At 46.3% G+C, this 14,497-nt stretch carries 9 protein-coding genes; 7 read left to right on the top strand and 2 right to left on the bottom strand.

All coding sequences use genetic code 11. The features are described from left to right. Window positions 1–450: 450 nt before the first annotated feature. The 6 genes from M2133_RS05905 (at window position 451) to M2133_RS05930 (ending at window position 8,472) form a co-directional block, all read left to right on the top strand. Complete coding sequence (locus M2133_RS05905; protein WP_277465077.1) at window positions 451–2,136, top strand: GLUG motif-containing protein; 1,686 nt, start codon at window positions 451–453, stop codon at window positions 2,134–2,136. Window positions 2,137–2,289: 153 nt separating this feature from the next. Continuing rightward, complete coding sequence (locus M2133_RS05910; protein WP_277465078.1) at window positions 2,290–3,042, top strand: hypothetical protein; 753 nt, start codon at window positions 2,290–2,292, stop codon at window positions 3,040–3,042. A 63-nt stretch (window positions 3,043–3,105) separates the two neighbouring features. Beyond that, a complete protein-coding gene (locus M2133_RS05915) occupies window positions 3,106–4,236 on the top strand; it encodes a helix-turn-helix domain-containing protein (protein WP_277465079.1) in 1,131 nt (376 codons plus the stop codon). A 448-nt stretch (window positions 4,237–4,684) separates the two neighbouring features. After that, entirely contained in the window at window positions 4,685–6,136 is a 1,452-nt protein-coding gene (locus M2133_RS05920; protein ID WP_277465111.1) for a leucine-rich repeat domain-containing protein, read from the top strand. A gap of 467 nt (window positions 6,137–6,603) precedes the next feature. After that, a complete protein-coding gene (locus tag M2133_RS05925) occupies window positions 6,604–7,344 on the top strand; it encodes a hypothetical protein (protein ID WP_277465080.1) in 741 nt (246 codons plus the stop codon). A 12-nt stretch (window positions 7,345–7,356) separates the two neighbouring features. Then, window positions 7,357–8,472 carry a helix-turn-helix transcriptional regulator gene (locus M2133_RS05930; protein ID WP_277465081.1) on the top strand — a complete coding sequence of 372 codons (1,116 nt, stop codon included), beginning with the start codon at window positions 7,357–7,359 and terminating at the stop codon, window positions 8,470–8,472. 183 nt (window positions 8,473–8,655) lie between these two features. Here the strand turns inward: M2133_RS05930 and yidC are convergent, their stop codons facing one another. Both yidC and M2133_RS05940 read right to left on the bottom strand, forming a co-directional pair. Continuing rightward, window positions 8,656–10,584, bottom strand: coding sequence for a membrane protein insertase YidC (gene yidC, locus M2133_RS05935; RefSeq protein WP_277465082.1), 1,929 nt, complete (start codon window positions 10,582–10,584; stop codon window positions 8,656–8,658). Between the two features lie 98 nt (window positions 10,585–10,682). Next, a complete protein-coding gene (locus M2133_RS05940) occupies window positions 10,683–12,305 on the bottom strand; it encodes a CTP synthase (protein ID WP_277465083.1) in 1,623 nt (540 codons plus the stop codon). 501 nt (window positions 12,306–12,806) lie between these two features. On the opposite strand from M2133_RS05940, the gene M2133_RS05945 reads away from it, so the two are divergent. Beyond that, window positions 12,807–14,423 carry an ATP-binding cassette domain-containing protein gene (locus M2133_RS05945; RefSeq protein WP_277465084.1) on the top strand — a complete coding sequence of 539 codons (1,617 nt, stop codon included), beginning with the start codon at window positions 12,807–12,809 and terminating at the stop codon, window positions 14,421–14,423. Window positions 14,424–14,497 lie beyond the last annotated feature (74 nt).

The raw sequence follows: 14,497 nt of genomic DNA on the forward strand, positions 1-14,497 counted from the left end.
ATAGGTGAAATGAGTTCCACTTATGTCAATGGTAACACGCCTTGGGTTACTTTCAAAGACAGGATTTTTACAGTAATCATAGAAGACGGTGTTACCAATATTGGAGCCTATCCCTTTAGTTTATTTAATAATCTAACTTCTGTTACAATACCAAACACTGTGACCTCTATTGATGTTTATGCTTTTTATTATTGTGGAAAATTAGCTTCTATTACAATACCTAAAAGTGTTGATAACATCAAAGCATATGCTTTCGGAGATTGCACTGGTTTAAAAAGTATTGCCGTATTAAACACCACCCCGCCGACTGTCGCTAGCAATGCTTTCGCAAACATAAAAACAGAAGATATCCTCGTATATATACCTGTAGGTTCAAAGGATGCATATGAGGACAGTGAATATTGGAGTGCATTTTCCAATTTCGTCGAGCCAAACATCGAAAATGGTTTAGTGGACGGCATCACCGATTACATCGTCAACTCCGCCAAAGGCCTTGCCAAATTGGCAACGCTTGTAAATAATAGTACGGATGGATTAAAAGATTATACCTTCACCATGACGGAGGATATCGATCTGACGGATCTGCTTGCGGATGCGGAAACTTATCCGGAGGGTTGGGTTACTATAGGAAAAGATTTTAATCACAAATTTAACGGAACCTTTAACGGTGGCAATTTCAAAATATCCGGATTAAAATTTACCGGATCATTGATGGGATTGTTTGGCTTTATCGGAGAGGATGGAACAGTCCAAAACTTACATATCGAAACAGCTAAAGAAGGGATTAACGGAGATATGGATATTGCAGGATTGGCTTATTGTAATGAGGGAATAATTGAACAATGTGGAGTCAGTGGAAAAATCACCTCTTCTACAACAACTGGATATGCTCCAGGTGCAGCAGGGTTAGTCTACGAAAATAATGGATCCATCACCTATTGTTATTCTACGGCAGACATAACAGGAACATCAACAACAGGAGACCCAGCCTATATAGGCGGTCTTGTTTGTGCTAATTACGACGAAATTGAAAACTGCTACGCCACAGGAGCGGTAACAATAACAGGAACACATAATAAGAATGCTGCCGGTGGACTTTTGTATGGAAACGCGGGGACAGTAATAAATTCTTATGCTACCGGCCCCTTAACCGCAGAAGGCGGCATGACTGGATTTATCGTTAAAAACTACGAAACAACAACAAATTGTTATTACAACAATGAGATAAAAGGCTATCCGGAAGCAGATGATAACGCAACTGGCCTTTCAGAAGCAGAGATGAAGAAAGCAGCCTCATTCGTCGAAGAGTGGGATTTTGAAGACACTTGGGCTATCGACGAAGGCAGCTCCTACCCTTATCTGGCTTGGGCGGGAAAGATGGAAACGGAAACGCCGGGCGTAGATACCTATTACACCATCACCCTCGACGTAGCCGCTGGTATCGAGTTGTATAACCTCTCTGCCGGTAACCATCAGGTGGCGGAAGGCGATCACCTATACCTGCAATTCATGCCGGAGGATCGGACGCTCGGGGCGGCCGATGTCTTGTTCCTGATCGATGGCGTGGAGACGGCATTTACTGTATTAGGCGAAAACAACTATTTCTCTTATATCCTTAATCCGGTGAGCCAGGATCATACGATCCTGATTGCCCTACGCGAATATCCCGTTACCCTGCCCGAAACGGAAGGTATTCTATATAATGTAGGCGCGGGTACGCATCTGGTTCCCTATGGGGAGACATTCACTTTCAGTCTGACCCTGGCCGACGGCATCGATCCGGAGGGTGTACATCTGTTTGCCAATGGGATCGAGATCCAGCCGGACGCCTTGCGCTCTGTGGTCTTGACGTATACGATCGACAAAGTAATCACCCCAATCACGGTAGTAATTGAAGGCACGAACCCGACGTCGAACGGAGATATCGCTAAAGACGATATCACGCTATCCATTGTCAATTGTCAATTGTCAATTGTCAATTCAACCGGCAAGCCGGTTGATGTGGCGGTTTATACGATCGCCGGCCAAAACGTTGTGCAACTTCGTGCCCTTCGGGATTCGAAAACCATCATGTTGCAACCGGGCATCTACCTGGTGAAAGCCGGCTCTGAAGTGTACAAAGTCAGTGTGCATTAAATAAAGGAGATGAGGCTGTATCAAATCTTTAAATGAGTTATAAAGTGGGTTCAACCCGCTTCGGGGTTGCTTGATTAGACTTTTGATACACCCTCATCTCCTATCTTCCAAAAAAACACTACTTTTGTTCGAGAAGAAAATTACTCCTATCGCATGTTACAAGAATTTCTATATCTATTGCCTTGCATCGTCTGCCTGTTTTGGGCAGTGGCGTTGGGTGTGCAGTGGAAAAGAAACCTGCGGACACAAAAGATAGGGGTAGTCGTTTTGGGAGTTTGTGCGATTAATCTGTTTTATTGGGGCTTTACCGATTTCCCGGATTATAAAGTGTATAGTTATTTTACGATCCTTATTTCTTTTACCCATGCCGGAGTTTATTCCTTGTTATGGTTGGCGTATCAGTCGCTGATCGACAAACGGCCTTTCACGCGGAAAGACTATCTGGTGTTTATTCCACCCCTGTTGATCGGCATGATTTATACCCTGGCATTGTTTCAGATGGGCGTGGAGAATTACCTGGCTTTGATAGCAGGTTATGAAGATCCGAAATCGCAACAGCCGTTGATCAGCGGACTTTCGTCTTCGCTTGTGCATATCCTGTCGGCTTTTGTGAACAACCTGGTGGCGATTATAGGCATTACTCTATTATTGATCACGATGACCGTGCGCCGGATCTGGTATAAGGATAACCGGCAAGCGTTTTTCGCCCAGGCGGAGAATCAGTCTTTGCCACACAGTTGGGCGTTGTTTTACGGGGTGTTTGCCTTGTTGTTCTTTATACTGGTTATTCTCGTGGGCGAATTTCTTTATTATATTGAAGATTATATTCCTTTTTATGTGCTCTTCGCGGTGGCAGCGTGCCTGTTTCACTATTTGGGGTATCATTTGTATTATTTAAGGAGGTAAGGGGTTTAAGGGGTTTAAGGGATTTAAAGGGTTTAAGGAGTTAAGGAGTTAAGGAGTTTAAGTATGTTACACTATATTTTCTTTTTGTTTCCCACGATGTGTTGCCTGTTTTGGGCGACCGTACTTCCTTTTCGCTGGAGGACTCTTCCTCTTTCGTCGCGGATCGGAACGATCGCTTTATGTCTTATGGGCATAGGTATATCGATTCGCCTCTCTTCGCTTTTCGATCCATACGAAGACGGTTTATATCTATGGGACGTGGTGGAAAGCTTTTGCACGTTGAGTTTCTTCTCCTGCCTGATTCTCTATTTCCGGACATTGACAAACGACAAAGCAGTGGGTTGGAAAAGCGCGTGGGTGTTTCTACCCGGATTACTATTGAGCGGCATATTGTTCTGCCTGTACTTCCTGTCCGGCAGAGAAACGATGGATGTGTTTATCCGCGAGATGGTTCACCGCTATTATATCGACCGGACGTTTCCGGATCCATTCTGTTGGGGATACTTTATGATCCATTATTATATCTACCGGATCGTAATTCTGATCCTGGCCTGCTGTGTATTGGTTTACGGCGGGGTAAGCCTCAAGCGTTACAAAGCCCTCAATCCGGGTTTATTATATGTGTTTCTTTTGGGCGTAATCTTCTTTGCGGTTTTACTATTGGTCTGGTATCAGATTGCTTATTTCAAGAATCCGCTGTTTATCGGCAGCTGTATGTTTGTCTGGGGATCTGCCCTTTATCTTTTCGGCCTGCATTTAATACATACGGGAAACGCGGTTGAACCGATCGACAATAAAACAGAAGAACGCCAGCCGCAAGACCCCACCGAAGAACATACCGAAGAAGAGATCTGGCAGAAGATCCGGGAGAAACTGCAACCCACGCTTTATCAACTGATGGAAGAAGAGATGATCTTCCGGCAGCCCGACCTGCACCTGGAAGAGCTTGCCCTGCGTGCCCATACCAACCGCACCTACCTCTCGCGCCTGATCAAAGAGGATTACGGCTATGGCTTTCCGGAATACATCGCCCGCCGACGCATTGAATACGCCTGCGAACAGATCCGGGAAAACCCCTCCCTCACCCTCGAACAATTAGCCGAGCAATCCGGCTTCTCCTACGGCACCGCCTTCAGCCGCGCCTTCAAACAATACACCGGCATCACTTTCCGGGAATGGAAAAGAATGAAATGAAGAATGAAGAATAGGGTGTATCCTATATTCTTCATTCTTCATTCCTCATTTACCCCCAATTCCCCCATTCCACCGACGAATTGTAAATCCAACAATTCTTTTTGTAGATTCGACAAGTCGAATTGTAAATCCGCTAATTCTTCGTTTATATATATTCTTTTAATGATTTTCAAACCCTTTACCTTTGCTGCGAAATCCTTCCAGGATATTCCTACACCGTTTTTACCGTAACGACCGACTGACAAACCGGGGGTTCCTCCCCCCATAAATTAAACAATATATGAATAGAAGAATTTTACTTTTTATGATCTGCTGCCTGATCGGCAGTTGGAGTGCAAAGGCTACATTTGAAACCGATGGCGGTATTCAATGGGAAGTATCCGCAGACGGAACTACACTTACAATCAAAAAGGCTGATTCACCTAAAGGTGAATATACTGCAGGGGTGATGAAGGATTATAATGGCACAACAACTCCTACTCCATGGTATAATGATAGAGAAAGTATTACTTCCGTCATCATAAAAGAAGGAGTTACAAATCTTGGGACTTATGCTTTTTATCTTCTTTCATCGTTAACTTCAGTCTCACTCCCCCAAGGGCTTACCTCTATCAGAGAGAAAGCTTTCTCTCAATGTATTAATTTATCCAACATCACCCTGCCGGAAGGATTGACGTCGATCGGAAATTATGTTTTTTATAATACTCCTCTCACATCAATAACTATTCCGGGAAGCGTTAATACGATTGGGGATTATGCATTCCAGGGTTGCCAAAAACTTGAATCGGTATCCTTGGAGGTAGGGGTTGAAATCATTGGGAAATATGCTTTTAATAATTGCATAAAATTGACTTCTGTTGATATTCCGGAAGGAGTTAAAAAGATTGGAGATTACGCTTTTATAGGTTGCACCAGTCTGACCTCGATCACTATTCCCAGTTCAATAAAAACAATAGGACGATTAACTTTTTCTTGTAAAAATTTGGCTGAGTTCACGATCCTCAATCCGGATCCGGAGACAATAACAACTGACGCTGGGGCTTTTGGGGATGTTCACACCAAAAACGTCACCCTTTACGTTCCGGCAGGCAGCGAAACGGCTTATCAAGGAGCTCCTGTTTGGGAGAATTTTGGATCTTATCTTCCGATTCCCGACACAACCCCTACCCCCACCTACCACACCCTCACCCTCGACGTAGCCGACGGGATCGACCTGTATAACTTCGCTGCCGGGAACCATCAGATCGAAGAAGGCGGGCATCTGCATCTGCAATTCCTGCCGGAAGACCGGACGTTGACAGCTAAAGACATCCTCTTCCTGGTAGATGGCGTGGAGACCGAATTCACAGTTTTTGGCGGAAGCAACTATTTCAGTTATATCCTCAATCCGGTTGAAGGGGATCATACGATCCTTGTCGCCCTGCGCGAATATACGGTGACCCTGCCCGAGACGGAAGGTATTATATATAATGTAGGCGCAGGCAGTCACCGCGTTCCTTACGGCGAGAAGTTCAGTTTCAGCCTGACCCTTGCCGACGGCATCGATCCGGCGGGTGTACAGGTGTTTGCCAATGGGATTGAGATCCAGCCGGATGCGCTGCGCGCCACAAGTCTGATTTATACGATTGATAAGATTATTACGTCGATCGAAATATCGTTCGAAGGAGTGAATCCGACGTCGAACGCTTCGCTGACGCACGGCGTACGACTCTCAATTGACAATGGACAATTGACAATTGACAATGAAACGGCTAACGCCGTTGATGTGAGCGTTTACACAGTGACCGGCCAAAACGTGGTGCAACTTCGTGCCCTCTGTGGTTCGAAAACCATCACACCCCGCCCGGGCATCTACCTGGTCAAAGCTGGCCGTGAGGTGTATAAGGTTAGTGTATATTGATGGATTAAAGATTATTTAGCCGCGGATGACACGGATAACACGGATTATGTATTTTATTTGTGGATACTAAAACTATCTTGGCTCCTTGCCTGGACAGGCGAGGGGGACCGCTGCTTGCAGCGGTGGAGTGGTTGTTTCTATTAATAATTTATTGGTATATAGTTATTTAAATAAAGACAACCTCTCCACCACCGCAAGCGGCGGTCCCCCTCTCCTGTCCAGGAGAGGAGCTTAGATACTACTAGTTTATACATCCCTAAATATTCAATTCCTCTCCATTTTCCCCCTCCCCAATAAAACACCGGTGTTTTGTGAATAAAAGCGCAATCTTTTGTGAAGCAAAGTGCGGTGTTTTGTGAACTAAAGCGCAATGTTTTGTAAAAGGGGGTTGTGGCGGCTTTCTAATAGTTTGAGATTGGAAGATCTTTTATTACTTTTGTTTATAATGAAAATTTACTTTACCGCTTATGTTCCGTGAGCTTTTACTTTCAGCACCTTCGGTGGTTTGTCTTCTCTGGGCAGTAGCCTTGACGTTGAACTGGAAAACCAACCTGAGGACACAAAAGATCGGAGCGATCACGGCATTCTGTTGCGCGATTAATCTGTTATACTGGTACCTGATCGAGGTTCAGGATTCGCATCTGTCGGGTTATTTGTCGATCGTCTATTCCTTTACGTGTGTGGGGGTCTATTCACTGGCCTGGCTTTTCTATCGATCGCTGATCAGCGATAAAGTGTTTACCTGGAAAGAGTATGGGGTGTTTATCCCTCCCGTATTGACCGGGTTGGCTTTTACTGTGTCTCTTTTCGTGGTGGGCGTCAGTAATTTCGAAACGTTCATTCATCAGGAAGATTATGGCATGCATCAGAGTACGGCCGCATTCCTGATGTATATCCTCGCGGCATTTGTCAACAACCTGATGGCAATCGTGGCGATCAGCCTTATCGTAAGCCACATGATCGTCAGGCTGGTCTTGTATAAAGAGAACCGGAACGTTTTTTTCCCGCAGTCGGAAGGACAGCAGGATAAACATTGTTGGCTGTTGTTTTACGGGACGTGGATCGTATTGGCTTTATTGTTCATCTACCTGGTGGGCGATTTCTTCTATTACATCGAACACGTTATCCCGTTCCATATCCTGTTTGGCGGCCTGGCGTGCCTGTTTTATTTCCTGGGCTATCAAACGTATTACCTGAAAAGAGATTAAATCCCATAGCTTATGTTGCCATACCTCGCTTTCCTGTTCCCCTGCCTCTGCGGCTCCTTCTGGATCATCCCGCTGGGGTTGCGCTGGAAACGAAATCCCGTTCCGGTCCGGACAGGCGCTATCGCTTTATTGTGGATGGTGATCAGTATTTTGATCCGGGCGGCTTCCCTGACGGAGGTCTATCAGGAAGGGGGTTGGTATCTGTGGGATAGCGTAGAGGTCTTTTCGACATTGACGTTCTTCGCTTGCCTGATCCTCTATTTTCGCACATGGACCGATCAGGCAGCACTGGGATGGAAAGAGTATGGGGTGTTCCTGCCCGGGCTATTGGGTGCCGGCATCTTGCTCTTTCTCTACCTTGCTGTTGGGGAAAATCGGATGACACCGTTTATCCGCGAAGTGGTGCATTCGTATAACAAAAGCTATCCGGGCCTACTTGAGCGTGCGTACGATATCCTCTACTTTTATCTTTATAAGATCGTGGCTCTCCTGTTTGCCAATATCGCTTTTGTCTATGCCTGGATTCGTATGGTCCGCCGGAAGATGCCCCGCAGGAACTTTGCCCTGCGTTTTCTCTTTATGGCGATCCTTTTTACGGCTTTTATTATAAGCTGGGACTATCTGGCTTTCGTAAAGGCGTATACCTTTATGGGCATCGGCATGTTTTTGTGGGGATGTTCGCTCTATTACTTCGGCTTCCATTTGGCGAATGCGGAGTCGCCGGTTGAACAGATTACCGGTGAAGAAGTCAAACACGAGCGGCAAGAATCAAACGCGGAAGAGCATACCGACGAAGAGACCTGGAATAAGATCAAGGAAAAATTAGCTCAACTGATGGAAGAAAAGGTTTTCTTGCAACCGGACCTACGCCTGGAAGATTTAGCCTTGCGCGCCCATACCAACCGGACCTATCTGGCCCGCCTTCTGCGGGAAGAGTACGGATATGGTTTCCCCGAATACATTTCCCGCCAACGCATTGCATACGCCTGCCAGTTAATCCAGGAACAGCCCAACCTGACATTGGAGCAACTGGCCGAAAAAACAGGCTATCTATACGGCTCAACCTTCAGCCGCGCCTTCAAACAATATACAGGGGTTACTTTTCGGGAATGGAAGAAGAAAGCGTAAAGAAAAGATCTTTATCTATGGAAAAATATAAAATATTTCTATTTTTCCATAGATAACTGTATTATCGCCGATAAATTGCAATTACTTGGCTAAGCGGATTGACAGTGAAGAAGAAAAAGAAATGAGGAATGATAAATAGGATGTATCCTATATTCTTCATTCCTCATTTTTCATTCAATGGCTTTACCGCTTACTTCGGTTCTGCCGTTTTGCCTGCTCTTCTTTCTGGCGGCGAAGCACTTCTTCTTGTTGTTTCTGCGCTTCTTCCAGACGTTTCATAAAGCCGGACTTTTTCTGCGGTTTCTTTTTGTTTGCTTCCAATTTGGCCAATAGCTTCTCTTCGTTGATAAAGAAGCGGAAAGCCAATGTCTGCATAATCGTGATCAGGGTAGAGATGAAATAATAGTAGGTCAGACCCGAAGCGTACTGGTTGAAGATCACCAGGAACATCAACGGCATCACATACATCATTGCTTTCATACCCGGCATCTGCTGCTGGCCGGTATTGGTCATCTCCATATTGAACTTCGTATAGAAGATCTGCACCACGGTCATCAACAAACAGAACAAACTGATATGATTACCGAAGTAAGGCGTGATCAACGGGATATAGGTGTTCCAACTCACGATCGCATCGTAGGTCGAAAGGTCTTTCGCCCAGAGGAAGCTCTCGTGGCGCAACTCGATCGCCGAGGGGAAGAACATAAACAGGGAGATCAGGATCGGCATCTGCAACAACATCGGCACACAACCGCTCATTGGGCTGGCTCCTGCCCGACTATAAAGCTCCATTGTTGCCTTCTGTCGCTCCATCGCTTTCGATTCGCCCGGGTATTTCTGATTGATCTCTTCTACCTGCGGACGCAATACACGCATCTTGGCCGACGACATATACGATTTATAGGTCATCGGGAAGAGCACAATTTTAACCACTACGGTCAACAGGAAGATAATCAACCCGTAACTGCTGAAGAAGCGGCCGAAGAAGTCAAAGATCGGGATCATAAAGTATTTATTGATCCAGCGGAACACACTGGCGCCCAGGTAAACCAAACGATCCAGCTCCAGACGATCATCGCCGGAAAGGTCTTTATCGTACTTCCGCAACATGGAATATTGGTTGGGCACAAAATAGAAAGTAAAGTCGGTCGACTCCCGTCCCTGGATATCGAAAGGAATGGCTGTTGTTGTTTTATAATGCTTCAGGTGTTTACCTTCTGCCAGGTGAACCGACTCTAAGGTAGTCGCTTCGAAGCCTTCGCCGTCGGCAACCAATACGGTGGAGAAGAACATATCTTTATAACCGATCCATTTCAAGCGGTTGGCCACTTTCTTATTGTCGTTCTTGCCTTCGCTCAGGTTCTCCACGTCGTCGGCTACGAATTTATAATACAAGGCGGCATAGCGGTCTTCGAACTTACGTCCTTTCTCCTGCTGACGGATATCCTGTTCCCACACCAGATCCAACGCGTTGGTGCTCGGTGCGAGTACACCGTTCAATCCAACCGCCTGGATAGCGTATTTCATTTGATAATCATCCGGACTCAAGGTATAGGTGAAAGTCAGGTAACTCTCATTACCCGTAGCCAGGCGCATGGTCACAGCATTCGCATCATTGCCTTTGACCGGCTCGAAATACATATCGCGGGTGTTGACCACACGGTTGGTTGCCGTCACTAAGGTAAAGTCGAACTTCACTTCCTCGTTATCGAAGAGCACCAATGGATCCCCCTCCCAGTTATCATACTCTTTCAGGCGGGCATAAGCGACATGACCTCCTTTATGGCTGATGCGTACTTCAACCTTCTCGTTCTCCAGCGTGGTATACCCATCGTCGCCCGACATGGCACCGGCAAAGATGCCATACGTAGCCTGCAAACGTGCTTGTTGCAAGGAATCAGCCGCTTCGGCCGGTATACTTCCCGCTTCATCCGCCACGTTCTTTGCTTCTTGCTTTTGTATCTCTAATCCTTGTAAATATTCAATCTGCGCGATTGAATCCTGCAGACGGCGCTGGGCTTCTATCTGTTCCGGAGTGGGTCGGTTCAACCAGCTAAAAGCAAACAAAACAACTCCGATCAGGACAAAGCCTATAACTGTATTTTTATCCATTCTACTCTTTTACTTCATTAAAATTAGTCGTTTGGCGTGACTCGGCATAATCCATGCAAGCACGGATTCTGCACTCGCTACTTCAAACGTTCCCTTATTTATACTTGTTCTTCTGACTTGTGATTATCGATAGCAGCTTTCATGAAGCTCATAAAGAGCGGGTTCGGATTCACCACCGTGCTATTGTATTCCGGATGGTATTGCACACCGACAAACCATTTCTTATCCGGCAATTCTACGACTTCCACCAGGTTGGTTTCCGGATTGACACCCACACATTTCATGCCGGCCGCTTCGAAGCGGTCTTTGTATTCGTTGTTGAACTCAAAGCGATGGCGATGGCGCTCTTGTATTTGTTCTTTGCCGTACGCTTTATAAGTCTTCGATCCTTTCAATAAGGTACAGTCGTACGCTCCCAGACGCATGGAAGCGCCCATATTGGTCACGTTCTTCTGTTCTTCCATCAGGTCGATCACCGGATCGGGTGTCGTACGTTCGATCTCCGTCGAATTGGCTTCGGTCAGCCCCAGTACGTTACGGGCATATTCGATCACCATACACTGCATACCCAGACAGATCCCCAAGGTCGGGATATCATTCTCGCGGGCATACTTCAACGCGGCGAACTTACCGGCAACGCCCCGCTGGCCAAAGCCCGGAGCGATCAGGATACCATCCAGTCCACCCAAGAGGGAGGCTGCGTTCTGATCGTTGATCTTTTCCGAATGCACCAGGTGAAGATCCAATTTGCGGTTGTTATAGATTGCCGCCTGCAATAGAGACTCATCAATTGATTTATAGGCGTCTTGCAGTTCCACATACTTACCGACCAGGCCGATCCGGACAGTCTCCGTTGCCGTCGTCTTCTTATCGAGGAACTCTTTCCATTGTTTCATTTCCGGTGTCGGACCAACTTCCAATCCGACCTTGCGCAAGACGATCTCATCCATCTTCTGGCGTTGCAGGATCAAGGGTACTTCATAAATGGTCGGACGGTCGATCGATTGGATCACCGCGTCTTCCGCTACGTTACAGAACAAAGCGACTTTGCGGGTAATGGATTGATTCAACTCCCGCTCCGTACGCAACACCAGGATATCCGGCTGGATACCCAGTTCCTGCAGTTGTTTCACGGAATGCTGTGTCGGTTTGGTTTTATATTCTTTCGCCGCGGCGATATAAGGCACATAGGTCAGATGCACACAGAGGCAGTTCTTTCCCAGCTCCCATTTCAGCTGACGCACACTCTCGATATACGGAAGCGACTCGATATCACCCACCGTTCCGCCGATCTCGGTAATCACGAAGTCGAACTTATACTTCGAGCCAAGCAACTTCACATTGCGCTTGATCTCATCGGTGATATGCGGAATAACCTGCACGGTCTTGCCCAGGTAATCGCCTTTACGTTCTTTGTTGATTACGCTTTGATAGACCCGTCCGGTCGTGATATTATTATCTTTGGTGGTCTGCACGTTCAGGAAACGCTCGTAATGTCCCAGGTCGAGGTCGGCCTCATGACCGTCGACGGTCACATAACACTCCCCATGCTCATAGGGGTTCAGGGTGCCCGGGTCGATATTGATATAGGGATCAAACTTCTGGATGGTTACTTTATAACCTCTGGCCTGTAATAGTTTACCTAAGGAAGCGGAAACGATTCCTTTTCCCAGAGAAGAAACCACGCCACCTGTTACGAAAATGTACTTTGTATCTGTCACGATAATAATATTTTAGTTTCACTAAAGTTTGCCGTTTGGCGTGACTCGGCATAATCCAAGTAAACTTGGCTTCTGCCCTCGCTACTTCAAACGTTCTTTATAAGCGATTGCATTGAAGAGTGCAAAGTTAGCGATTTTATTCAAATCAACTTCATCTCAAAACCCTTTTTAATGAGTTCAGCCATATTCTTGGCGTTAAGCTTGATAAACAGGTGCGGCGACTATTCAAATCATGCATAAAAAGGACAAACTATAAGACCTTATATTTGAGCGTATTGCGGGGAGTAGTTATTTGTTGATAATTATCAACAAGTTTGTTGACAATTGTCAACAGATCTGTTGATAATTATCAACAAATGTGTTGACGGTTATCAACAAACAAATAGTCCCGCCCCGAAGAGAGGTTAATCCCGCGAATACGGATCCAAACCGAGGCGGGTTTCACAAAAAAAAGCCTTATCTTTGCCGCTCAATTGCAATTATATAATTTAAGGTATTAGCATGATAACAGTCAACAATCTGGATGTTCAATTCGGCAAGCGTATTCTTTTTCAGGATGTAAACATGAAATTTACACCGGGCAACTGCTACGGTATCATTGGTGCGAACGGGGCAGGCAAATCAACCTTCCTGCGCGTGATCAGCAAACAGCTCGATCCGACACGGGGAACGGTATCCCTGGGACCGGGCGAACGGCTTTCCGTATTGAGTCAGGATCACTTTGCATACGATGAATACACGGTTTTGGATACCGTACTGATGGGACATACGACCTTGTGGGAAGTGATGAGCGAAAAGAACGCTTTGTATGCCAAACCCGACTTTAGCGATGCCGACGGTATCCGCGCCGCCGAACTGGAAGAGAAGTTCGCCGAGATGGAAGGCTGGAACGCCGAGAGCGATGCCGCCAGCTTATTGAGTGGACTGGGTATTAAGGAAGATCTACATTATAGTATAATGAAAGACCTGAGCGGGAAACAGAAGGTGCGTATCCTGTTGGCGCGTGCCCTTTTCGGCAAGCCCGACAACCTGTTGCTCGATGAGCCGACCAATGACCTCGACCTCGAGACGGTGATGTGGCTGGAGAATTATCTGTCGAACTTTGAAAATACGGTATTGGTTGTTAGCCATGACCGTCACTTCCTTGACTCGGTTTGTACACATACGGTGGATATCGACTTCGGCAAATTGCAGATGTTTGCCGGTAACTATAGCTTCTGGTACGAATCGAGCCAGTTAGCTTTGCGTCAGCAACAGAATCAAAATAAGAAAGCGGAAGAGAAGAAGAAAGAACTGGAAGAGTTTATTCGTCGTTTTAGTGCGAATGTGGCGAAGTCGAAACAGACGACCAGCCGTAAGAAGATGATCGAGAAATTGAATATCGAAGAGATCAAACCCTCCTCGCGTCGTTATCCGGGCATCCTGTTCAATCCGAACCGGGAACCGGGCAACCAGATCTTGGAAGTGAGCGGACTGACAAAGAGCATCGACGGACAGATTCTGTTTCAGGATCTGAACTTCAACGTAGAGAAAGACGACAAGGTAGTATTCCTCAGCCGCGACCCGCGTGCGATGACCGCCCTGTTCCAGATTATCAACGGGGAAGAGCAAGCGGATGCCGGTTCTTTCAAGTGGGGACAAACGATCACCACCTCCTATCTGCCACTGGATAACTCCGACTTTTTTAACTCCAACGACACATTGATCGAATGGCTGACCCAGTTCTCTCCCGATACGAACGAAGTATTCCTCAAAGGCTTCCTCGGCCGTATGCTGTTCTCGGGTGAAGAACTATTGAAAAAGGTAACGGTTCTTTCTGGAGGCGAGAAACAACGTTGTATGATCTCCAAGATGATGTTGACCGATGCCAATGTATTGATCCTCGATACGCCGACCAACCACCTCGACCTCGAGTCGATCCAGGCGTTCAACAATACCCTGAAGACCTTCAAAGGCAATATTATCTTCGCCAGCCATGACCACGAGTTTATCCAGACCGTAGCCAACCGCATCATCGAACTGACACCCAACGGTATCATCGACAAGATGATGGACTACGACGACTACATCATGGATCCGGCGATTGCGGAACTGAAAGAAAAACTATATAATAGTTGAAAGTTGAAAATTGAAAGTTGAAAGTGATTAGAGATATCTGTAACTTTCAACTTTCAACTTTCAACTTTCAACTT

This window comes from Parabacteroides sp. PF5-6 (assembly GCF_029504695.1).
GTDB lineage: Bacteria > Bacteroidota > Bacteroidia > Bacteroidales > Tannerellaceae > QVMG01.